This is a genomic window from Corynebacterium sp. H78 (assembly GCF_037572275.1).
Lineage (GTDB): Bacteria > Actinomycetota > Actinomycetes > Mycobacteriales > Mycobacteriaceae > Corynebacterium.
In genome coordinates this window covers 360,129-383,915 of sequence record NZ_JBBHKX010000002.1, presented here as the reverse complement: position 1 = coordinate 383,915, position 23,787 = coordinate 360,129, and the positions used below count along the sequence as shown (strand labels likewise).

Here is a 23,787-nt window from a genome sequence, read left to right as displayed (position 1 = left end):
AAGGCAGTTTAGTTGCCGAGAACCGCAGAAACCACTTCTTGCGCCTCTGCTTGAACCTGCTTCAAGTGATCTTCTCCCTTGAAGGATTCAGCGTAGATCTTGTACTTGTCCTCAGTGCCGGAAGGACGAGCAGCGAACCAAGCATTCTCAGTGGTGACCTTCAAGCCGCCGATTGCAGCGCCGTTACCTGGAGCTTCCGTCAGCTTCGCGGTGATTGGCTCACCAGCCAAGGTGTCAGCAGTCACCTGCTCTGGAGACAGCGCCTTCAAGATCGCCTTCTGCTCACGGTTCGCATCCGCGTCGGTACGTGCGTAAGCAGGTGCACCAAACTTGTCTGCCAACTCTGCATAGCGCTGGGAAGGAGTCTTCCCAGTCACAGCCGTGATCTCGGAAGCCAGCAGGTCCAAGATGATGCCGTCCTTGTCAGTCGACCAGACGGTGCCGTCGTGACGCAGGAACGATGCACCTGCAGATTCCTCGCCACCGAAACCGATCGTTCCGGACATCAGTCCTGGCACGAACCACTTAAAGCCGACTGGCACCTCAACGAGCTTGCGGCCAAGGTCAGCGACCACGCGGTCAATCATCGACGAGCTCACCAAGGTCTTACCTACAGCCATCTCAGGAGACCAGTCTGGACGGTGCGCAAAGAGGTAATCAATGGCGACAGCCAGGTAGTGGTTTGGATTCATCAATCCGGCATCTGGAGTCACGATGCCGTGGCGGTCCGAGTCCGCATCGTTGCCGGTAGAGATATCGAACTTGTCACGATTGTCAATAAGCGACGCCATCGCGTTTGCCGACGAGCAGTCCATGCGAATTTTTCCGTCGGTATCCAACGTCATGAAACGCCAGGTTGCGTCCACCAGTGGATTGACCACAGTCAGGTTGAGGTCGTGGACGTCTGCGATTGCGCCCCAGTAATCCACGGCCGCGCCACCCATTGGGTCGGCACCGATACGCAAATTGGAGTCGCGAATCGCATCGAAATTGATCACATTCGGCAGATCCATCACGTAGTTGTTCAGGTAGTCGTGCTTGACGATCAAATCGCCAGCCTTCTCCACCACCTGACGCTTAACGCCATCCATGCCCTTGGCCAGGTACTCATTTGCACGAGCTGCAATCCAGTCGGTTGCATCCGCATCTGCGGGACCACCAGTTGGCGGGTTGTACTTGAAGCCGCCGTCACGTGGTGGGTTGTGCGATGGCGTCACGACGATACCGTCTGCACGCGCCGCATCCGTGCCCGTTGGACCACCTGCAACATCAGCATTGTGGGTAAGGATTGCGTGGCTGACCGCTGGCGTCGGGGTATAGCGTCCCTGAGCGTCGACCATAACGGTGACGCCGTTGGCAGTCAGCACTTCGAGAGCGGACACCATTGCTGGTTCGGACAAGCCGTGAGTATCGCGACCGATGTACAGAGGTCCGTTAATCCCCTGCGACGTGCGGTAATCAACAATCGCCTGTGTCGTCGCGTGGATGTGATCTTCGTTAAAAGCGGAATCCAAGGAAGAACCACGGTGGCCGGAGGTGCCGAAGGACACTGCCTGATCTGGGTTGCCTGGTTCTGGATGACGCGTGTAGTACGCGGTGACCAGTTCAGCAACGTCAATGAGATCCTGTGGTTGAGCAAGCTGCCCGGCGCGCTCGTGAGCCATAATTGTCCTCCTGGTGTCCAACCGGTTTTTCTAACCGCAAAACTATGGGTACTTCCAGTGTTCCCGTTTTCCGCTGACCTCGCAGGGTGAGTGACACACTGTGACTAAATTCGTGGGGGTTTCCTGCATCGAGTGCGTCATGGAATATCCTGACTGACATGAGCTCCGCAGTTTTTTCCTCCATTGCTGTCGGCTGCGGAGCCATGCTGGGCGCATTGTCCAGGGTAGGACTCGGACTCGCACTTGCGTCGTTTGCTGCCGAACCTTGGGCGACGGTCATCATCAACCTTGTTGGTTGTTTCGCCTTTGGTTGCGCCCGCATCCTGATAAACCAGTCCTCTACTGCTTGGTTACTGACGGGACCAGGATTCCTTGGGGGCTTTACGACGTTCTCGGCATTCATTCTTTTACTCAGCCAGCCGTCTTTGTCAGTTATCGCTGTCGCTTTCCTTGGCACCGTGCTTGGCTGCCCGGCCGTACTGTGGCTGGGCATGGCATTGGCGAAGGTCATCCACACACGAGACATCGAAAAGCCGGTGTGGCGATGATCGAGCTTTTCACTGTGCCTGTGTTTGTCAGCATCGGTATCGGTGCAGCCGCGGGTGGCGTGCTGCGGTACTGGCTGGGAGTCGTCGCAAAGCAGAAGTCAGGAACAGCGATTCCCGGGACTTTTGTTGCCAACGTGATCGCGTGTGGTGTTGTGGGCACCGCGTATGCGCTGTGGCACCAATCGGACACCGTATTGGCATATGCAGCGTTTGGCATCGGCATGGCTGGCGCCCTATCTACGTGGTCGACGTTGGCCAGCGAAACTGTCGACCTCGCACGATCAAAGTCATGGTGGGCAATTGGCTACCCAGCAGCGACGATCATTGTCGGAGCGGTAGCTCTATTCGGCATGATGTCAGCAGTCGACTAACGAGGCGCGCAGCACCAAATACCCCCATCAATTACCCCTGAACATATCTATGTCAACATTTCCGGTATCGAAAATATGACTCCAGTGGGGTGAATTAAGTAATCTCACCCCTTATGACTTCCCTCAATGAGTTCTTCAGTGCAGCTGACAGCTTCATCTGGAGTCCCTTCCTCCTAATTCCGCTCCTCATCGGTACGGGTCTCTGGCTGACCATCCGGCTCGCAGGTGTCCAGCTTCGCAAGCTGGTTCCTGCTCTTCGTCTCGGTTTGCTAGAACGCGAAGATGACGGTGGCGAAGGCGACATTTCGCAGTACCAGGCACTGTCGACCGCATTGGCGGCCACGGTAGGTGTCGGCAACATCGTCGGTGTTGCAACCGCTATCGGTATCGGTGGCCCAGGCGCGCTGTTCTGGATGTGGGTGACTGGTCTTCTCGGCATGGCCTCGAAGTACTCGGAAGCATATCTTGGTGTTCGTTTCCGTCAGACCGACGCTGCTGGCGAGCAGTCCGGTGGACCGCAGTACTACCTGAAGAAGGCCATCCCTAATGGCTTCGGCAAGTTCCTCGCCGTAACGTTCGCTGTTTTCGCAGCAATTGCTGCGTTTGGTATCGGTAACTTGACTCAGGGTAACGCTGTGGCAACCAACCTTGAGTCGACCTTCAAAGTGGACCCACAGCTCACCGGCATCATCATGTTCGTCCTGGTAGGCGCCGTGCTGATGGGTGGAATTAAGTCGATCGGTAAGGTCACTGCTGCGTTCGTGCCAATGATGATCGTTTTGTACATCGGTGCATCGATCTGGGTTCTGATCGCCAACATCACCGATCTTCCAGCAGCATTCGCACTCGTATTCAGTGATGCCTTCACCGGTACTTCTGCCGTAGGTGGCTTCACAGGTGCCACTATCATCGCGGCAATTCAGATGGGTGTTGCCCGTGGTTTGTTCTCGAACGAGTCCGGTATGGGTTCGGCAGCTATCGCGGCAGCAGCAGCAAAAACGACCCACCCTGTTCGCCAGGGTTTGGTGTCCATGACTCAGACTTTCATCGACACCATCATCGTCGTGTCGTTCACTGGTTTGGTCATCATCACCACTGGCGCATGGGAACTCGGCGCTGAGGACGCTGGCGCTATGACTGCGGAAGCATTCTCCCGTGGCCTTCCTGGACACATTGGAGGATCCATCGTGACCCTGTCCATCGTGTTCTTCGCCTTCTCCACGATGCTGGGTTGGTCCTACTACGGCGAACGCACCTTCGAAAGCCTGGTGGGCCGACGTGGCACCGTTCCATACCGATTCATCTTCACCTGTGTTGTCTACCTGGGTGCAGTAACCGAGCTTGAAACTGTATGGGCCTTCGCGTCCGCGCTGAACGGTCTGATGGCTCTGCCGAACTTGGTCGGTTTGCTTGTCCTATCCGGTCTCATTGCTCGCGAAACCAAGGCGTACTTGGACTTCGACCCGCAGCTGCGTGCTACCGCAAAGGACATCGAGCAGTGGCAGTCCACCACCTCGAAAGCTGTCTAAAATTGCGCCAGCAACATGCTGAACAATGACGAAATCCCGCCCCACAGTTTTCTGCGAGTGCGGGATTTTTCTGTATCCAGTGGCGGGTTGTCTACTCGCCCTTCTGACACGCCGGAGCGTCGTCAGGATTCTTTAGCGCCTCCACAGCACCGGATAACTCATTGACCCGGATCAACTTCATATCCCCGGCATCTGCAGTCAACGCTTCGGAGCAATTAGCAGACGGCACGAAGAAGTACTCGCCACCTTCTTCCCGAGCCGCCGCGATCTTATGCGTAATGCCACCGATTTCTCCCACACGCCCTGCGCCATCAATAGTTCCAGTACCGGCAATCCGCTTTCCACCAGTCAGATCCCCAGGACTTAGCTTGTCGACGACGCCAAGCGCAAGCATCAATCCCGCCGATGGCCCACCAACGCCGGTGACGTTGTATGCCACTTCTACTTCACCATCTGGCTGAGCCTCCATGCCGATTCCAAGAAACGCCAAATCCTTGTTATCTGGGTTATCCCCCAGCTTTACGGTGACGGGTTCCAGGACGCTCTTTCCCTGTTCGTTCACCCGTTCCACGATGAGATCGACGTCGTCACCTGGTTTCATCGCCGCGACGGCTGCCTTTACTGATTCGGGGCGCTGCACCGCCTCTTCCCCGACGCGATGGAGGATGTCGCCTTCTTTCAGCACACCTTCGGCCGCGGAATCCTTCATGATCATCGCCACCGACACCTTGGTTGGCAACCCGAGCTCAGCAAGGGCAGCTGCCGTAGCGTTGGCTTCCGAATCAGTGAACATCAGGTCATTCTTTTCCTGGATCTCTTCCTCAGATACTCCAGGAGGGAATACAGACTCGATTGGCACGACCGTGGTGTCTTCCTTCAGCCACAATCCGATTGCCTGTGGCAGAGACACGCTGTGATGCACTGCCACAGTGGTCATGTTGAAGGACCCCTTGGGCTTTTCAGTATCGACGCCCTCGCCACTCACATCGATCATCGGCTTTCCTTCCAAGTCACCGAGGACGTCGAAAAGCGGGCCGGGTCCTTCCGCTGCAAACGGAACAGTTGCGCTTGGCGACGACATAATCAGCGCAAGCACACCGATTGGCAAGGCTCCCACAAGTAGCGTTCGGGTTCGACGATTCACGGTTAACTACCCTACCCGGCACTGGCGTGCTGGTGACAATGTTCGCCCTTCGCGAAAATGGCCACACCCACGCCACAAACTAGTGAAGTTCATGCAGGCTGACCGGTACGGTTAGGAGCATGAATTCCAATCGATTCGGCTTCACACCTGGCGACGACAACGACGGCGATGACAACGACCGTCGCGACCGCGACGGCTCTAGCGGAAACGGCGGGGACAATAGCAATCCATTCGGAGGCTTTGGTGGCTTCGGAGGCGACTTCGGCATCTTCGGATTCCCCTTCGGCGGTCAGCCTGGTCAGGGTAGCTCCAGTAACTCTGGCGATTCTGGTGATGCGCAGAATCCTGGTGCCGGCCAGCCGAACCTTGGCGACATTTTGAATCAGTTTGGGCAGATGCTGTCAGGCATGGGCCAGGACATGGGCACTGGTGGCGCTGTGAACCACTCCGTTGCAGAACGGGTTGCTCGCCAGCGCATCGGCAATGTAGCCCCAATTAGCCAATCCAGCAAGGACGCACTGTCAGATTCATTGCGCCTTGCGGAGCTTTGGTTGGACGATGCAACGACGCTGCCCGCTGGCGCAAACCGGGCAGAAGGCTGGAACAGCGTCCAGTGGCTGGAAAACACCATGTCAACATGGAAGCGGCTGGTTGACCCCGTCGCAGAGCGCATGGCAGATGCCTCGGTGGAAGGTATGCCGGAGGAAGCTCGTCAGATGATGGGCCCCATGCTCGGCATGATGAACCAGATGAACTCCATGAGTTTCGGTACGCAGCTGGGCAACGCACTGGCAGAGCTAGCGAAGTCTGCTCTCACCGGCACCGACCTGGGTCTTCCGCTGCATACGACGGGAGCAGCTGTCATGATGCCAACTCATTTGACGGCATTAGCAGAGGATCTCGAAGTGCCAGCTCGCGAACTGCTGGTGTACGCCGCTGCACGTGAAGCTGCTCATCAGCGTCTCTTCGACCGTGTTCCGTGGTTGACCGAGCGCATGATCTCCTCCGTCGAAGAGTACGCGGCGGGTCTGATCATCGATTACTCGAATATCGAAGACGCAGCGCAGGGCTTGGACATCGAGGCTTTGCAGGACCCCGCCCGTATGCAGGAAGCAATGGCGAACTTCCAGAACATTGACATGTCGCCGAAGATTTCCTCTTCCAACGAGCACGCCCGCTCCCGCTTCGAAACTCTGCTTGCGCTGGTTGAGGGTTGGGTCGATGTCATCGTCACCGACGCTCTTGGCGAGCGACTACCTGGTTTTGCGCAGCTGGAGGAAGCGTGGCGACGTCGTCAGGCAACCGACGGTGCCGAGAAGGCGCTGGAAAAGGCAACGGGCATCGACCTGGGCGCACCAAAGGTACGTGAAGCCGCCGAATTGTGGCGTCGTCTCACCACCGCGGTCGGTATCGATCGCCGCGACAAGGTGTGGGACCACCCCGACTTCCTACCAGTTGCAGAAGACCTAGATAACCCAGCAGCCTTCATCGACAGTGTTCTTGGTGGCTCCGAATCCGACGACTTCGATCCAATTGCGGAGTTGGAAGAGCAGCTGCGTCGTGAAGCAGAGTCGGGCGATGAGCGTGACCCCGATGCGGATGGTTCGCAGGACAGTGGCTCCGAAGAATCGGATAAGTAAGCCAGCTAGGAGCTAATTCCCCAGCGTTGGTAGGCCTCTAAATAGCCCCGTGCCCGTTCGTGGTGCGGGGCTTTTGCTGCCCAATGCCAGAACTCATCGTTGTGACCACCCTCCACAAAGGTATGGACGAGCTCATGGACGATGACATCATCGAGAACGTAATCTGGAACTTCAGCCAAGCGATGCGACACGCGAATACGCGGCGGTTCCCCTGACACTGAGGCCCAGCGACGCGACATATTGCGAACCCATTTGATTGACTCGAAGTGAGGGCGTCCCTCCAACACCGTGACGGACAGCCGGCGAGCGCGACGCAGCAAAATGTCGTTGTCGAGTTCGTGACCAGCCTTGTTGCCTACCTTTTTGCGAACGCGCGCAACGATCTCTTCAATCTGACGGCGCTCTTCGGCTTCCGTCATATCGTCCGGCACCATCACAACAATGCGATTGCCCTCTGCACGCGCTGACACCGTACGGCGTCGACGCTTGGACCGGCGCACGTCGACATCGGGCCCATAATCGGGTCGCTTACGGTTCATACCCCTAGCGTAGCCATAGTGCGTTGCCCAGCGGAAAACGGCGCGCTGCGGTACCTATTGCTTTATGGGGGAAATTATCGGGGGAACAATAGAAGACGTGGGCGTCGACGCGGTTGCCAACTCAGCAGTAACGCTGCGCCGAGACATGCCCATTTTGCTGCGACCGGGTGGCCGAATTCAGTTTGGCACGACACCAGATTCGGCGGTTGTTGTACCACTTCCTGAGGAATCTTCACCCGGCCCAATTTGGTCGGCGATCCTCGGCGCAACGCGGGGCGAATGTCTCCGAGAGAGTTTGAACAACACGAGCCTGCCACCAGCACTGGTGAACCAACTCATCACCGAGCTCACGTCAGCACGACTCACACAACCACCTGCGACCTTCCTGCAATTGACCATTATTGGCCGAGACCAGGTTAAACACGCACTTCACGATGCCGTTCGTCATCGCACGCCTTCGCCACATCTCAAAGGAATTGGCCGACACACGCTGTCCTGGCTCACAGACACTTCACCAGATGATGTCGGACTTGTTGTCTTGACCGGCATGGAAGTACCGCACCAACAAATGATTGAGATTCTGTGGCGTAGGCGCCTGCCCCATCTTTGCGTGCATCTTCGCGATGGTCGCGCAGTACTGGGTCCATTGACTGTGCCGGGGTATTCCCCGTGTCCAATGTGCGCCGAGTCGCATCGGCGTAGCGACGACTCCGCCCGGGAGCTTCTTGCTTTGCAGTTGCGTAATCAGACAGCGAACGGATCGCCTCTCGTCATTTCCTCACTTGTCAACATGATTGTGCTGCAACTAGAACGCATTGCCCACTATGGCTATGCTGACTCGCCACTGTTGGCCACAGAAGTCACTGTGGACCTGGTGGGGCTACATCACGTCGCAAAGCCGGTACTGCCACACCCGAATTGCCCTGTGTGTCGTCGCCGAAAATGATCTCTTTGGGGCACCGAGGCCGACACCTGGCATAACAACGCATAGCGGACTGATTAGGCGTAATGCGCCACAATTCCCAAGACAGCCTCGCCATAGTGCTGAACTTTGGCCGGGCCAATGCCCGGAACTTCGAGAAGTTCAGTCACAGTTCGTGGCTTGCTTTCCGCAATGGAAACCAGAGTCGCATCTGAAAACACCACATAGGCCGGCACCGACATATCCCGAGAAGTCTCCAGCCGCCATGATTTGAGCACGGACAACAGCTCTTCGTCGACAGTGCTTGGGCAGTTAATACATCGTCTGGTGATCCGCTCAAAGTCAGTCTTCAATGCTGCATTGCACTGTTTGCACCTAGTCGACGTAGACTTTTTTGCGCCCGTTTCGACTCGGTTTTGCACGCTGAGCTGCTGCAGGCCAGGTGCGTCAAGAGCATCAAGGAATCGACTGCGCTTCCGTGTCTTCCGGCCGCCTTCCTGTCGGGACAACGCCCATGACAGCTCTAACACTTCCCTGGCTCGCGTGACACCGACATACAGCAATCGACGTTCCTCTTCGACGGCCTCGGAGTCCTCGCCCTTTTTCAGGGCGTGTTGAATCGGCAGCGTACCGTCGCAAAGACCGACCAAGAACACAGCATCCCACTCCAGGCCCTTGGCAGCATGCAGGCTGGCAAGCGTGACACCATCAAGGGTGGGTGGATGTTTCGCCTCCTGGCGGGTGCGCAATTGTCCAAGGAGACCCTGCATAGTCAGGCCCGGATTGGCATGCACCAAATCCGCACACAAATTGGACAGCGCCTTCAGCGAGTGCCAGCGTTCGCGAGCTTGCGCGCCTTCTGGCTCCGTCTTGGTCAAACCCAGCTTGCTGAAGACTTCACCAACAATTTCCAATAGCGCGGTGCCTTGGCCATCAAGTCCCCGGCGACCAGTACGTATGAGCTCACTGACAGCTTGACGGATTTCCGGACGCTGATAAAAGCCTTCACCGCCGTGGACTTGGTACGGCACTCCGGCTTCGCCAAGCGACTGTTCAAATACGGCTGACTGGGCGTTGATGCGATACAACACTGCGATTTCCGATGCTGGTGTGCCGTCATCAATCAGCCGCTTAATACGGCGGGCAATGACGCGAGCTTCCATCGGCTCGTCGTCATATTCCGAAAACGTGGGCTCGGGCCCATTGTCTCGTTGGCCAATCAGTTGCAGTTTTGACGCGGCAATTCGCCCCTTCGCTTGACCGATGACATCGTTCGCAAGGCGCACCACTTCGGGAGTAGAGCGATAATCTCGCTGCAACTTTACGACGGTCGCGTTGTCGTACTTGCGTGAGAAATTAATGAGGAACTCGGGAGTTGCACCGGTAAATGAGTAGATCGTCTGGTTTGCATCACCGACAACCGTGATGTCATCACGATCCCCCACCCATGCGTCGAGAACGCGCTGCTGTAGCGGAGTGACATCCTGATACTCGTCGACGACAAAGCTGCGATACTGTGCCCGAAACTCTTCGGCCACTGCGCGAGAGTTCTCCATCGCACCGGCGGTGTGCAACAGGAGATCGTCATAGTCCAGCAGCATGCCATCTGGTGTTGCTTTGCTGTCTTCGTAATTGCGATACGCATGGCTGACCTTGTCGGCTGAGACAGGCGCCAATCGCCCATATTCTTTGATAGCTTCTGCATAAGCATCGGGCGTAATGAGCGAGGCTTTCGCCCATTCAATCTCGCTCATCACATCCCGCACAGTTTCCGTACTCGAATCCAAGCCTGCGCCACGAACAGCTCGGCCGACCAAGCTGAACTTGTTCTCGATCAACTGCCACGGCATATCCCCTGCGACCTGGGGCCAGAAGTACCGCAACTGCCGCAACGCAGCTGAGTGGAACGTTCGAGCTTGGACTCCCGGAGTGCCCATCGTGGCAAGTCGATCTCGCATCTCACCAGCAGCGCGCTTGGTAAACGTCACTGCCAGAATTTTTTGAGGCTGCACAAAACCCTGCTCGATGAGGTGGTGGATTCTGTGCGTAATCGTTCGAGTCTTACCTGTTCCTGCTCCAGCAAGAATGCACACAGGACCCAGCGGTGCGGTTGCGGCCGCATACTGATCTGGGTCTAACTGAGCAAGCGAAAGTTTACTTAGCGCCATCTGGTTCCTGGTCTTCATTGCCGACACGGCGAACGAAGAGCAAACGGTCGCCCGGTTCTACTGACTCGCACTCTGGGGAATCAATTCGGTACAGCTCACCGGAACGAACAACACCCAACACAATATCCGCGAGGTGACGTGGGTTCGCACCGATCTCCTCTTCCGTGACCAATCGTTCGGTCACAGAGAAGCCTTCATCGGGGCTCAACAAGTCTTCCATCATCTCCACCACTGACGGCGTCACCGTCGCAAGGCCGAGCATGCGACCAGCTGTTTCAGAGGAAATGACTACTTGGTCCGCACCTGACTGCGCAAGCAAGTGACGGTTTTCGGATTCGCGCACCGAAGCGACGATGGTTGCGCCTGGAGCAAGCTCGCGAACTGACAGAGTTACAAGCACAGCAGTATCGTCCTGGTTCGGCGCAATGACAACCGAGCGTGCACGCGGAATGCCTGCCAACTTCAAGACATCAGACTTCGTTGCCGAGCCATGCACAGTGGCGAGTCCCTGATTGCTAGCCAAATCAAGGGCATGCTTGTCCATGTCAATGACCACAATCTGTGCTGGGTCTACGCCATCAGCCAGCAGCGCAGCCACAGCAGACTTGCCCTTGGTTCCGTAACCGATGACGACGGTGTGATTACGCAAGCTCTTCCTCCAGCGCTTGATTTGCAGTGCCTTACGAGATTCTTCCGTAAGAACCGTCAGGGTCGTACCGACCAAGAGGGCAAGGAAGACAACTCGCATTGGCGTAACGAGCAAAATATTGAAAATACGGGCACGTTCCGTCACCGGCGTGATGTCACCATAACCAGTGGTAGACAAACTCACCGACGCGTAATACAACGAGTCCACGAACGACATCGGCTCGGAATAGCCATCACCGTCGAGGTACACGACTAAGGCCGCAGCCAGCACTAGCCCGACCGCATAAGAGATGCGACGGATAATAAGTCGCCATGGCCCCTTATTTGCGGCCTCTGGAATTCCGATCACGCCCAGGAGGGCATGTTCTGGCAGATCATCGAGCTCGACATCGGTTCCGAACCGAGCGTGGATCTTGTCGCGCACCGTTGCTCTCGCCTTCTACATCGTTTACTTGTTGCATCCGTGTGTGCTGCTGCAGGGAACGTTGCTTAGCGGCGAACGCTGTCCTGAATAGCTTGCACCAATTCTAATCGGTTGGGCAGATCTCCCTCACCAGGCCAGACCGTTTCGCTCCGGCCAGCTGGATTGAGGTAGAAGAACGCAGCTCCCACATCTTCGAGAGGTACGTCCTGCCCTTCTGCCCGCAATCTATCCGACCACGCTATCCGGTAAATGGCCAACTGTAATGCCTTGACGGATAAATCGTGGCCAGTGGCTGGCTTACCAGTCTTCCAGTCAACGACAACCCACCTACCGTCAATGCGGAACACAGCATCGATACGGCCCACTACTCGTTGCCCACCAAGCGAGATGTCGAAAGGCACTTCCACGCATTCCGGGGTGCGGTCAGCCCACTCCGAATTCTTGAAGATCTCTTTCAACCGATCGACAGCGAGATCTTCACCAAAGTCAGCGCCAAATTCGTCAGCGATGGCGAAGATGTCTTCGTCGTCAAGCAATGCTTGGGTAGAGAAGAAACTCTCCAACCATGCGTGGAAGGCAGTGCCGCGTCGGGCGAAACGGTTCGGTTTGAATGGAACGGGGCGAGCTTTGCGGCGTGCAAAGGCATCGGGGTCCTGGCGCATCGCGATGTATTCACTGGCCGACAGCTGCACCGGGAGTTCCACTTCAATAGCGCTTTCACGTGCGTGACGACGCTCGTCCAAAAGCATCGAGACTTCCATGTCCCACACCTGCGAAATATCTCCGCCAATGGGGCGCACGCTGGTAGGTTCCTGCGCATGCAGATTGGTGAGTGCTTCGCCGACCAAGTGAGCAGCATTGGTCACGGCTTCACGACGCTCACCCAGTGGATCAACAGGCCACTCAATACCTTCCGCGTCGGTTACTTCCAGAGGATCAGCGCTTGCTTCCCTTTCCCACACTTCGACGTCTTGAGGGCGTGCCGCAGCGAGCGCGATGAGCTGTTCCGACGGCCCATCGACGGATTTCTTCCCCTCGCCTTTTCGTTGGCAGCCTGAAACCAGCAACGTCTTGGCCGCTCGAGTAACAGCAACGTAGAAGAGCCGCTCGGATTCCTCGCTGACGGCTGTCTTCAATTCGTCCTTGTGTTCGGCGATAGCCTTGACCAGCTCACCCTGGTTTTCTGCTGCACTAGTGTCCAGCACGGGCGCGCCATTCAGCAGCTCATCGGTTTCTAGGGAGCCCTCGGAACCGTGTCCGTTGTTGGCCCCGCTGTCATTGCCGATGAGTTCCGGCATGAGCAACTCTGCCTTGGTTGTCCAGTTTTCTAACCTGACCTTGTCATATACGCTTTCGCACACATGTGGTACAGCCACGATGTCCCATTCCAAGCCCTTCGACTTGTGGACAGTCATAATCTCCACCGCGTCACCGCGAAGCTTCACTTTTCCAGGTTCAAGGCCCCGGTCAAACTGTTCCGCCCGCTGCAAAAAGCTGAGGAAAGACAGCAGTTCTCCACCAATGCGACGCGAGTATTCTGCCGCCACCTCGATGAACTTATCCAGGTGCACCGTTCCTGCAGTCGCCGTGGACTGCTCGGCAGCTCCAGCAACTGTTGCTTCAATGCGGATTCCAAATGCCTCTTCAACATCGGACACGAGTTCCGGCAAAGGTTTGCGCAAAGACCAGCGTCGCAGGCCACCCAGTTTCATGGATAGATCCGCAATACGCCGGGCTCCTTCCTCGGAGTACTGCGGAGCCCTCGGGCCGTCGTCGTCAATAGCCGGGTCTGCAATGGCGTAGCCCAAACCAACGGGCTCACCCGCACGTTCTTGGACAAGGGATTCTAGAGTCGCGTCGAGCTTTTCAAGTTCCGTTTCGTCCTGCTTAGTTGCATTCGCCGTTCTGCGGTCGCGAACGCTGTTGGAAATCTGACGAGCACGTCGCTTAACTTCCTCCAGATCCGCTGCTCCCAATTGCACAAAAGGGCTGGTCAAGATACGAAGCATGGCTTCGTTGTCTGCCGGATCCGCCAGTACCCGCAACACAGCGACGATATCCATGACTTCAGGGATCGACAGCAACCCACCGAGCCCGACAATCTCCGCCGGAACTCCGACAGAAGTCAGCGCATCCAGCACCGGTGCCGAATCCTTATTGCCTCGGACCAGCACAGCTGCGGAAAAGTGACGACCTTCGGCCTGCGCGGTCGCGTATTCGGAGGCCATGCGATCGGCAATCCACGTCAACTCTTCATGAACAGTCGAATGCAATGCCAACGACACGGTGCCTTCATGTGCGCCAGGACGCGGGGTCAGCCGTTCTACCGTCCGTTGCTGGTTCCTAAATGCTTTGTCAGAGACAATATTGGCTACTTCCAACACGGATTCTGGGTTTCGCCAGGACGTGACGAGCTGCAATTTACTGGCAGGTTGCCCATTCGATTGCGGAAAGTCGTCGACAAAACGAATCAGGTTCGATGCTGTTGCGCCACGCCACCCATAAATCGCCTGCATCGGATCACCGACGGCAGTGACTGCATTACCGGCGAACAAGCCACGAAGCAGTACCCGCTGCGCATGAGATGTGTCCTGATATTCGTCTAGCATCACAACTTTGAAACGCCTCCGCTGCGATTCACCAACTTCCGCGATACCGTCAGCAAGACGCGCAGCTTGCGACATCTGCATGCCGAACGTCACTACGTGATCGTCCGCATAGCGCTGCCGTAGCTCTTCTACCAGTGGCAATAGTTCCAGGCGATCCCGTTGAGCATCCAGAACGCTTACCAAGCCACTGTGCAAATCCTTCTTTTGCCGTGCTGACTTCGGCGTCTGCAAGATCGTATGAATGAATGCTTCCGTTTGCTCGCGAACTTCCTGTTCATCGACCAAATTAGAGTCGATTTCGGAGCTCAACTTCATCAGCTTTTCGACGAGTTTCCCCGTGTCCAGCTTCGTCTTCATAGACGACGCATTCGTCGCGATATCCCATGCCATTTGCCACTGTGTCGATGTGTCGATCACCTCTGCGGATGGTTCCGCAGGCAGCAGTAGGCCGTACTCTTTGACCAGCGAACCGGCATAGGCATCGTACGTTTTTACCGTCGGGACGATGACCTCCAAAGCCTCGAGAACATCTGGGTTAGCAACCTTCCGAAACTCTGGCGATGCTGCCAACGTAGCTAACCGTGCACGGATTCGCTGCCCCAGCTCACTTGCGGCTTTGCGGGTAAACGTCAGGCCAAGAACTTCTTCTGGCCTGACGAAACCATTGGCGACCAGCCACACCACGCGTGCAGCCATTGTTTCAGTCTTTCCTGCACCAGCACCTGCGACGACAAGCATGGGTTCCATCGGTGCACCGATGACTGCAGCTTGCTGCTCTGTGGGAGCGAACTTCTGCTCCATCATGTGCGACAGTGCAACCGGATCGATGATGTTTGTGGAGTTGCTCATCGCGCACCTTCCTTTGCTGGGCAAGACTGTTTCACTGCACACACACGGCACTGAGTGCCTGGAGTTGCGAGGGAATGCGGACCTCGGACCTGCGCTGCGACTTCCAGCACTGTGGACCGCCATTTCTCCAACATTTCTGGGGTCTGAGCTGATTGCTCGCGGGTAGTTGGGGCACCGCTTGCTGTCTGCTTTCGCGGAAATACGAGTTGAGCACCGCCAACGCAGTTCGAATCCTGTGCGCGCAGCGCCAGGGCCAATTGATACACCGCAAGCTGCGCATTGTCTTCCGTGTCTTTGCCAGTCGGTACAGCTGAACCGGTTTTAATATCGACGACGATGTCCTTACCGTCCTCGGTGCGCATGAGTCGGTCAATGCGACCAACAATATCGACATCGTCGCTCACAGCGACGCGCACTGGCACTTCGATTCCTGAGGCAGTATTGAGCTGAGCCCAGTTGTGCCACGAATGTAGTGCTTCGACCCACTCATCAGTCAGCCGATCTAGTCTCCATTGAGGTTCCTCGATCAGACGCGGAATAAGGTTCCGCAAAGCTTCTTCAGCATCGACAATATCGACACCTCGTTCCAATGCCTCTGCGATCGCGTGAAACGCCGTTCCCATCAACATTGCTGTTGATGTCGTTGGTGGTTCGAGCATCGCCTTCAACGGGCAGTCAAGCGCGCTACCAACCTTCGACGGGCTAATGCGCTGTGTTGGGCGATCCGCACTACCCCCAGAACGAATCTGACCGTCTGTACTAGGTCCCTGAAGTCCCCACCACGTAGTCGGATGAGCTGCTGCAACTCCGTCGTCAGCAAGGCGGGCCAACTGGTGTGCAGCGTGACGACGTCGAGTCACTGTCTGACGGGGATCCGTGACGACGGCCCGTAGCTCGCTCACCAACGCATGCAAAGACAACACGCGTGTACCTAGATCTCTGCCAACAACAGTTTCCCCGTCATTGTTCTCTGCAGATCCGGAAGTACCGGCTTCATCATCGCCACCGCGTTCGATAGTAAGTCCCGTTTCAGCCAGGAAACGACTTGGTTCGCCAATATCGTCCGGTGCATCAACTGCAGTGATGAGCAGCTTGCGCCGAGCACGCGTCAGCGCAACGTAGAACAGCCTGCGTTCCTCTGCCATGCGTTCAGCCACATGAGATACCGGCTGACCTGGCATGATGCCTCGATCCAAATAATCGATCAATTGCTCCTGCAACATGACTGACCCGGTTTGACCAAGTGATGGCCACTCGTCTTCCTGAACACCAGCAACAACCACGCATTCCCACTGACGCCCCAGTGCCGCATGAGCAGATAGCACCGACACAGCATCTCGCGGTGCGCTTCGGCGATCACGCGCACCAGTTGGCAATTCCTGGTCCAACACCGCTCGCACAAGACTGGAAATACTTAGCGACGGATCTTGTTCAGCGAGGTCACCGGCGAAGTCAAACAACGTCATTACTGCATCAAGATCGCGGTCTGCGGCCGAGCCGGTTGCTCCACCGCGTAAAGACGCCGAGACCAGATGATTGTGCATCCGGGATGCATCCCACAGCGCCCACAGCACACTTTCGACTCCATCCGCCAGAGCACGACGGCCAGCATCGAGAATTTCGAGCGGCACAGTTAATACTTGTTTCTCTCGAGGTGGCAATGCGTCAATCAATGCCTCATCGGCAGTTGAACGCTGAGGAGAAGCAAGGATCGAACAAATCTTGTCCATTGCCTGCTGGCCATCCAACGACAACTCCGGCGACGACATGCTCACTCGACGTACGGCGCGAACAACCCGTGACATGGTTACTGGATCCGCATTACACAAAGGCCCTGTAAGTACGTGTTCCCATTCAGATACGGACAACGCTGTGGCTCCTGATTGCGCCGGAGCCACTGCTCGCAGCAGCAACATCAGCGATGTCACCATGCGTTGCTCTCGTAGCACGATATCCGTTGGATCCACTGCGACAGGGACTCCTGCCCGAGCCAAGTGTCGATGCAGCGCTGACTCACTCGCGCCAGACCGCACCAATACAACCATGTCTTTCCACGGCACACCGTGTTCGACATGTTGACGGCGCAGAAAGTTAGCAATGACGTTGCGCTCGCCCATTGCCGTGTCTTGTACAAAGACGCGGGCAGATTCTGGCTGCGCAACATCGTCAACAGTGCGGATACCGCGCTGAGGATGCTTACCGGGTAAGCGCGACGCCACTCGGCTCGCTGCAGCTGCTACCTCCGGTGTTGTGCGGAAGGATGTCTGGACAACGATCGTGTGCACATCGTCAGTGACCGAATCCAAGAAATCAGAATTAGCGCCACGGAAATGCAGCACCGACTGATCATGATCGCCAGTGACCACAATCGTGTCCGCATATGGAATGAAATGCGACAACAACTTCGCCGACTGGGGATCTACATGATGAGCATCGTCAATCAATAAAACCTTGAAACCCAACCCCGGCACAATTGCTGGATCAGCAGCAATGGCAGCTAAGGCAGCCCCCACTAGCTCTGCGGCATTCAAACTATCTTGACCCGCAAGCCGCATCGCTTGCCGGTACTCCACCATGAACTTCCCCGCTGCCGTCCACTCTGGCACACCACACTTACTGCCAATCGCCTGCAACTGAGGCCCATCGACACCCCGCTCAGCTGCACGCAACATGACATCACGCAATTGACGAGCCATCCCCTGCATCGACAGCGCTGGCACCAACCGTTCTGGCCAATACGAACCGCCATCTTCAGCATGTCCAGAAAGCAACTTACGCACGACAGCATCTTGCTTCGCGCCCGTCGTCAATGAAGGCTCCTCTGCACCCGCTGCAACTGCAGCCTGACGCACGATGGCAAATGCCAACGAGTGCACTGCTCGGACCATACCGCCGGATCCGGCACTGATTTCTTGCTTTTCGCCGACATCGCCCTGCAGCAATGCCAATTGCACAGCAATATCCTCGCGGATTCTCGCTGCGGCATCCTTCGCCGGTGCAATCACTGCGATGCTGTCCGGCGATACCCCTGCCGCCATGTGGGCCACCGCAAGATCCGCAAGAAGCGCTGACTTTCCGGTGCCCGGGCCGCCTAGTACCCGCCACGGAGTCCCGGGAACTTTCAGTTCAATCTGTCGCTCGTCTCCAGGAAAGAGCATGCCAACAGGGCCCGACCACTGTCGAGCTTCGCCTCTTCTACGGTCAGCGAAAACTACACGGGGCATCGATGGAATATCGGCCAACGATGCATCGAACTCGGGGATTTCAGGCATGCCCACATTGTGGCACAGGGCTCGGATTGGGCTGTTCGATAATCGAACGACTTAGTCTTCAGTCACCATCGAGCGCACGATCTCAGCTGCACGCGCCAGCCCCCGCCAGGAGCTTCGCTTCGATTCAGGAAAAGCAGCATGAGCTAATAGTCGGAAACACACAGCACGAATCAACAACTCATTCCACTCTGGAATATGGTCGAATCGGGCTAAGAGATCTTCGTCAGCACCCAAGAACGCCAAACAATCAACAGCCGCAACCGCAGCTCCCCAGCCTTTAACACGCCATCGAGGCACAATATCGGTCAGAACTGGCTCCGTGGCACCATCGAAAAGTAACGTGCCTACGACATCGCCGTGAGTAAGTTGCGTCTCCCCCGCGATGTCTCCACGAAGTCGCAACAACGAACTTGCGACGGTCAGTGCCTCTGCAGCATCAGGTCGAGGAATCGCATCCGGGTCGAGAATCATGCTGAGCTCCGCGACAGTGTTATCGCTCCACACAGCGCGATCACAGACGGAAAATACGTTGGGGTCAGGGTTCACCAAAAACTGTGGGCGGGAAATACCTGACAGAGCCTCGTCGATACGTACTGCGGCGACCAGGATCTCGTCTGCACGAGGTGCACAATTGCCTGGCATCCAATGCCGAGACTGCCACCCAGACAAAACATGTCGTCCGTCAGTGGTACGACCTGGACGAGCGACATGGATGCCATCAATCTGTAGGGTTTCCCGAAGTTTTGCTGACCACGCGGCGCGCGCCGAATCTGCCACTTGAGACAGCACCATGGAGTCGTACCGCCACCCAAGATCCCACGACATCCCAGCGGGCACTGGTTCGCCCGACAAACCGAAAGCTTCGAGGACGTGGTTCGGTGGCAATTGAGTCATGGACGAAGATTACCCCACATTTGCGCCGAACTGTGCGAGCGCTAAGCTGTTGGGTACGGCCACGGGTTGCTCTTGCAACGCGCGCCGTCGTCCGGGTACACCTCGTTCGGATTCAGCTGGTACAGCTCCGAATTCGAGGTACTGAGCGTCTGCTGCATCATGATTGGTGCTACACCACCATCTTCGGCGCATGCCTCGTGTGCTGCGAAACCGATCGCATGTCCTACCTCATGGTTAATCAGGTACTGGCGGTAGCTGCCCACGTCACCTTCGAATGGTAGAGCTCCACGAACCCAGCGAGCTTCATTCACCACAACCTTGTTTGGGCCATTGCCACCGCTACCCACATGACACGAGGTTTCCAATGGAATGGCGTAACCACATTCTTGATGTGCGGTATCTGTCGACGACAGCTGAATCACGAGATCCGGGTTGTCGTCCAATGTGACAGGTTCAAATGCAAACGCCGGATCGTGGGTCCAGCTACGAGGATCAGACAAAGTAGCTCTGACCAGCCCTGCGAAGGCATCGACACCACCAATACGGTGAGTATCAATGGAGTCCTCAATGGTCACCGCGTAGCGATACGTCTTCGTCGTGCCCTCGCCGACTTTTGGCCCTGCACTTCCGACTTCCTTGTATTGCCCCGAAGATTTTTCGGTGTAGGGACCACCCGGCGGCAGCTCACCAACATCCGGGTTTCCCTTAAATTCACCATCTGGAATAGGACCAGAGCGCTGTGTTTCATCCGACGACTGCGAAATCGTTTGTGTTTCAGTACCGGGTGCCGACTCTTCGGCTGCGTCCGGGTTGGTGAAAACGTCGAATAGAACAACAACCGTCAAAACCGCCAAAACGGGGATAGCGTATGCCCGCCATCCCCATTCGCGTGCGAATCGCACTAAGAAAGGTTCGTTCGCCATTTTGCGCCTAAGCCGACCTTCTATTCCTATTCCAATAATTCACCGCGGATTACGCGATGAAGCCAACCTGGCGTGGAGCCGAAGGACCCACCTGAACATAAGAAACCTTTGCCACAGAAACGAGGTACGTCTTCCCCGCGCCGTCGACAAGCTCCAGAACGCCGTCGCCACTAGCAATCGAGTCCGAAATCTGCTTCTTCAGCTCTTCGCCACCCTGAACAGAAGCAATAGTGAGCTCTCGAGGGGTATCGACCAATCCGATAGTGATGTCCATGGATGCAATCATAGCGACCATAACGGACACTAGTATGAGTGACTGGGGGTTACGTGCACCCGAAATGATTATTGATATCCAATTAGCATTGAGGAACACTGATCCGTGAAGTCCCTCGATAGCCAGTGTGCATTTCATTTTGTCTTTATCTACTAGGAGTTATTGTGGCTGAACAACCCGCGCCGACCTTCGTTGAGCTTGGTGTTGCTGCGGAGATTTGCGATGCCCTGAACTCCAAAGGAATTGATCGCACCTTTGCCATTCAGGAACTTACGCTCCCATTAGCTCTCGATGGCACTGACATTATCGGCCAAGCCCGCACTGGCATGGGTAAGACGCTCGGCTTCGGTGTACCGCTGGTCGACCGCATCTTCGATGACGCTCGGATCGCCGAACCTGACGGAACTCCACGTGGCCTAGTTATCGTTCCTACCCGTGAGCTGTGTGTTCAAGTCGGAGATGATCTTGCAGCTGCGGCCGCTGCAACTGGCTTGCGACTTGCCACGATCTACGGCGGTCGGCCCTACGACGAGCAGATTGACCTCCTCGATCGTGGCGTCGACATCGTCGTCGGCACACCTGGCCGTCTGATCGACCTCTACCAGCGTGGAAACCTGCAGTTAGGGTTCGTCGAAGTTCTGATTCTCGATGAAGCGGACGAAATGCTGGATTTGGGCTTCTTACCCGATATCGAGAAGATTCTGCAGGCAGTGCCGGATAAACGGCAGACAATGCTCTTCTCGGCCACCATGCCTGGCCCGATTCTGACTCTAGCTCGGACGTTTATGTCTCGTCCCGTTCATATTCGCGCAGAGACTGGGGAATCTGAGGCGACCGTGCATGCAACGACGCGGCAGGTTGTCTTCCAATCTCATCAGATGGATAAGCTTCCGGTTATCGCCCGAATCTTGCAGTCAGAGGGACGCGGCCGCACCATCATTTTTGCCCGCACCAAGCGGTCAACCGCATCTGTGGCAGAACAACTGGGAGAGCGCGGATTCCTGGTCACCGCAGTTCATGGCGACATGAATCAGGCAGCACGCGAGAAGTCTCTGGATGCTTTCCGACGGGGCGATGTCGATGTACTCGTCGCAACTGACGTAGCTGCACGAGGCATTGACATTGATGACGTCACTCACGTTATTAATCACCAGGTACCCGATGACGAAATGACGTATGTCCACCGCATCGGGCGCACCGGACGTGCTGGTCACACCGGTATTGCAGTAACCCTTGTCGGCTGGGACGAGCTTCCCCGGTGGAAGATGATCAACCAGGCTCTGGATCTGGATTTCCCACAGCCACCACAGTGGTTCTCAACTTCACCTGAGTTTTACGAAGCCTTGGATATTCCTGACGATGCGGAAGATTCCGTCGGTCCACAACGTCCAGTATTCGGTGCCCGCCCACCGCGGGGTTCTAATTCACGCTCCGGCGGTCGTGGTGGCCGTAGCCGTCGCTAGGGTCACGGCCGCCGTAGAAGCCGGAGTAGGGATACCAGCAGGTCCCACTAGACTGCCGATAGACTGAGCTCATGCCGTTTTCCGAGAAGTTTCGAGCGAACCGAAAGCACTACATCGCCTCGGCCGTTCTCATCCTTGTCTCAGTCATGATTCTCTCCTGGACGTGGTGGAAGGCCCCTGTTCGCCAGGTGCAGCATCAAGCTTCACAGTGGGCGCGCCCGGCTGTAGCTGCTACGGACGTCGTCCCTTCGTCTTTTGAAGAAGCATGGCGATTCGCTGGTGACGGTGACGAAGCGTCGGCGCCGATTATTCCTTTAGTGGTAGAAGGCGTCGCGGTTATTTCTGATGCCAACGGTGTTACTGCCGTTGACACCCAAGATGGCACGATCGCGTGGTCTTATCACCGTGATCTCCCACTCTGCACGGCAATGGTCTCTAATGGTCGCGTTGTCGCAGTCTTTGAAGGCGAAGCAGGTTGTGGCGAAGCCACCTCCATCGTCGCGGAGACTGGTGAGTACCATGCGACTCGACGATCAATGATTGACGGTGCCGTCGCTCCGGTGCGATCAAACGACAACACAGGCATCATTTCCAAGGATTACGTGGAGATCTGGCGTGGCGACCTCGTCAATAATCTCGAATACGGCAAGATTCCAGCATCGTCAGAACCTGATGTGCAACCACACCCTGGCTGCACCATCGCGGATGCGATGGTGCGTAAAAACAACACGGTTATCGTGAACAATTGTCCTGATGGTCACCGGCTCGTTTTCCAGAGCACAGACCCCGAAGAATCCCAGGAACCTGAAATCGGCGCAGATGTTCCGCTAGCCGGACCCGCTCGTCTCGCAGTAGTTGGCCAAAAAGGCGCCGTCGTCCGCATTGGCGACGAACTTATAACGTACGACCTTGCTGGCAAGGAAACATCCAGGACACATGCAGCCGCGACACAGCCCGCATCAGCCTTTGTGGCTCCATCTGCTGCTTCGACCGCTGACTTGCCTCACCATATGACCTGGTTTTCGGGCACCGATGTTCTAGCATTCCGACCTAATTCACTCGAGCTAGCGTTTACCGTGCCACACGCAATCGGAACACCAGCTGCGGTGGGCGACCGCGTTCTTGTCCCTGTTCACGAGGGGATCGCAGTTGTAGATCCCACTAACGGCGCAGTGGAACGCACCATTCCGGTCCATCGCGACGGCACCGCTGGCCCAATTGTGCTAGCAGTTTCTGGCGACATTCTCGTCGAAAAGCGGGGTAATCAGCTATTCGGACTGCGGATGGTCGCAGATGCAGCACCAATTGAAAATGCTGCACCAATTGAAGAAACCGCAGCTGGTGATGTGCCAGCTGCGGTTGTTCCGACTGAGGAGGCTGTTCCTCAGTTCTAACGTCCGTATTCGTTAGCTGCCCAGTTCAATGCTTGGGAATTAAACATGGCGTACAACGCGGCAATCGCAGCGATAACTACAGGCACGGCCAGCGTGTAGGCACCGGATTTGAACATGTAATAGGCAACGCCGAGAAGACACAGATTCAACATAATGATCGGTCCTCGCCCCCAGCGGTGACCCCGAATCAACATGATCGCGCCAGCAAGAACGGCCCCGAAAACGATGAAGAACCAGAGTGCAGTGCCAATTCCGGAGATCACTGCATCGCGGTCTTCAAAGCCCATCATGTCGCGTACTGCAAGAAAAATGCCGTAACCGATACCCAACGTGGATTCGACCACCGCGATCCAGGCACCTGCCATGACGGAGCGCGGAGCGGACATTGAAACATGCGACGAAGCCGTGCTGCCCGTCTTTTTCTTCTGTGCGTTCACAGTTGTCCACCCTAGTAGCTTCCGTGCGCAACATTCGAAAGAGGTTGCAAACCTCTCCGTGCTTCGTGATTAACT

At 56.4% G+C, this 23,787-nt stretch carries 18 protein-coding genes; 7 read left to right on the top strand and 11 right to left on the bottom strand.

Annotated features, from left to right (window positions below):
* Nucleotides 1-8: 8 nt before the first annotated feature.
* Nucleotides 9-1,664, bottom strand: coding sequence for a phosphoglucomutase (alpha-D-glucose-1,6-bisphosphate-dependent) (gene pgm / locus WG934_RS02905; protein ID WP_339977381.1), 1,656 nt, complete (start codon nucleotides 1,662-1,664; stop codon nucleotides 9-11).
* 158 nt (nucleotides 1,665-1,822) lie between these two features.
* Here pgm and WG934_RS02900 point away from each other — a divergent pair, with 158 nt between their 5' ends.
* The 3 genes from WG934_RS02900 to WG934_RS02890 all read left to right on the top strand — a co-directional run bounded on the left by WG934_RS02900 (nucleotide 1,823) and on the right by WG934_RS02890 (nucleotide 4,112).
* Nucleotides 1,823-2,212, top strand: coding sequence for a fluoride efflux transporter FluC (locus WG934_RS02900; RefSeq protein WP_339988624.1), 390 nt, complete (start codon nucleotides 1,823-1,825; stop codon nucleotides 2,210-2,212).
* Nucleotides 2,209-2,583 carry a fluoride efflux transporter FluC gene (locus WG934_RS02895; protein ID WP_339988622.1) on the top strand — a complete coding sequence of 125 codons (375 nt, stop codon included), beginning with the start codon at nucleotides 2,209-2,211 and terminating at the stop codon, nucleotides 2,581-2,583. Before WG934_RS02900 ends, WG934_RS02895 begins: the two co-directional genes overlap by 4 nt.
* Before the next feature lie 113 nt (nucleotides 2,584-2,696).
* Nucleotides 2,697-4,112, top strand: a complete 1,416-nt coding sequence (locus WG934_RS02890) for an alanine/glycine:cation symporter family protein (protein ID WP_339977375.1) — start codon at nucleotides 2,697-2,699, stop codon at nucleotides 4,110-4,112.
* A 91-nt stretch (nucleotides 4,113-4,203) separates the two neighbouring features.
* On the opposite strand, the gene WG934_RS02885 is transcribed toward WG934_RS02890, so the two are convergent.
* Nucleotides 4,204-5,256, bottom strand: coding sequence for a YlbL family protein (locus WG934_RS02885; RefSeq protein WP_339988621.1), 1,053 nt, complete (start codon nucleotides 5,254-5,256; stop codon nucleotides 4,204-4,206).
* A 119-nt stretch (nucleotides 5,257-5,375) separates the two neighbouring features.
* Between WG934_RS02885 and WG934_RS02880 the strand changes: the two genes are divergently transcribed.
* Nucleotides 5,376-6,896, top strand: coding sequence for a zinc-dependent metalloprotease (locus WG934_RS02880; RefSeq protein ID WP_339977371.1), 1,521 nt, complete (start codon nucleotides 5,376-5,378; stop codon nucleotides 6,894-6,896).
* A 5-nt stretch (nucleotides 6,897-6,901) separates the two neighbouring features.
* Here WG934_RS02880 and WG934_RS02875 read toward each other — a convergent pair whose 3' ends face one another.
* Complete coding sequence (locus WG934_RS02875; protein WP_339977369.1) at nucleotides 6,902-7,435, bottom strand: YgjP-like metallopeptidase domain-containing protein; 534 nt, start codon at nucleotides 7,433-7,435, stop codon at nucleotides 6,902-6,904.
* A 97-nt stretch (nucleotides 7,436-7,532) separates the two neighbouring features.
* Between WG934_RS02875 and WG934_RS02870 the strand changes: the two genes are divergently transcribed.
* Nucleotides 7,533-8,381: a TOMM precursor leader peptide-binding protein gene (locus WG934_RS02870; RefSeq protein ID WP_339988620.1), complete on the top strand. Its 849-nt coding sequence runs from the start codon at nucleotides 7,533-7,535 to the stop codon at nucleotides 8,379-8,381.
* 53 nt (nucleotides 8,382-8,434) lie between these two features.
* Here WG934_RS02870 and WG934_RS02865 read toward each other — a convergent pair whose 3' ends face one another.
* From WG934_RS02865 to WG934_RS02835, 7 genes are all read right to left on the bottom strand, one after another.
* Entirely contained in the window at nucleotides 8,435-10,543 is a 2,109-nt protein-coding gene (locus tag WG934_RS02865; RefSeq protein WP_339988618.1) for an ATP-dependent DNA helicase UvrD2, read from the bottom strand.
* Nucleotides 10,512-11,597 carry a potassium channel family protein gene (locus WG934_RS02860; RefSeq protein WP_339977363.1) on the bottom strand — a complete coding sequence of 362 codons (1,086 nt, stop codon included), beginning with the start codon at nucleotides 11,595-11,597 and terminating at the stop codon, nucleotides 10,512-10,514. The genes WG934_RS02865 and WG934_RS02860 overlap by 32 nt, the downstream gene beginning before the upstream one ends.
* Before the next feature lie 65 nt (nucleotides 11,598-11,662).
* Nucleotides 11,663-15,055 carry an ATP-dependent helicase gene (locus WG934_RS02855; RefSeq protein WP_339988617.1) on the bottom strand — a complete coding sequence of 1,131 codons (3,393 nt, stop codon included), beginning with the start codon at nucleotides 15,053-15,055 and terminating at the stop codon, nucleotides 11,663-11,665.
* Nucleotides 15,052-18,327 carry an ATP-dependent DNA helicase gene (locus WG934_RS02850; protein WP_339988616.1) on the bottom strand — a complete coding sequence of 1,092 codons (3,276 nt, stop codon included), beginning with the start codon at nucleotides 18,325-18,327 and terminating at the stop codon, nucleotides 15,052-15,054. Before WG934_RS02850 ends, WG934_RS02855 begins: the two co-directional genes overlap by 4 nt.
* Nucleotides 18,328-18,378: 51 nt before the next feature.
* Entirely contained in the window at nucleotides 18,379-19,221 is an 843-nt protein-coding gene (locus WG934_RS02845) for a TIGR02569 family protein (protein ID WP_339977356.1), read from the bottom strand.
* Between the two features lie 41 nt (nucleotides 19,222-19,262).
* Entirely contained in the window at nucleotides 19,263-20,144 is an 882-nt protein-coding gene (locus tag WG934_RS02840) for a DUF3152 domain-containing protein (RefSeq protein ID WP_339988612.1), read from the bottom strand.
* A gap of 49 nt (nucleotides 20,145-20,193) precedes the next feature.
* Nucleotides 20,194-20,418: a DUF3107 domain-containing protein gene (locus tag WG934_RS02835; protein ID WP_339988611.1), complete on the bottom strand. Its 225-nt coding sequence runs from the start codon at nucleotides 20,416-20,418 to the stop codon at nucleotides 20,194-20,196.
* Nucleotides 20,419-20,582: 164 nt separating this feature from the next.
* On the opposite strand from WG934_RS02835, the gene WG934_RS02830 reads away from it, so the two are divergent.
* Both WG934_RS02830 and WG934_RS02825 read left to right on the top strand, forming a co-directional pair.
* Nucleotides 20,583-21,881: a DEAD/DEAH box helicase gene (locus tag WG934_RS02830; protein WP_339977351.1), complete on the top strand. Its 1,299-nt coding sequence runs from the start codon at nucleotides 20,583-20,585 to the stop codon at nucleotides 21,879-21,881.
* 71 nt (nucleotides 21,882-21,952) lie between these two features.
* Nucleotides 21,953-23,275 (top strand): Rv3212 family protein, encoded by a 1,323-nt coding sequence (locus tag WG934_RS02825; protein ID WP_339988610.1) that lies wholly within the window; start codon nucleotides 21,953-21,955, stop codon nucleotides 23,273-23,275.
* Here the strand turns inward: WG934_RS02825 and WG934_RS02820 are convergent.
* Nucleotides 23,272-23,712, bottom strand: a complete 441-nt coding sequence (locus tag WG934_RS02820) for a hypothetical protein (protein ID WP_339988609.1) — start codon at nucleotides 23,710-23,712, stop codon at nucleotides 23,272-23,274. The two genes, WG934_RS02825 and WG934_RS02820, sit on opposite strands and share 4 nt — an antisense overlap.
* Between the last annotated feature and the right edge of the window lie 75 nt (nucleotides 23,713-23,787).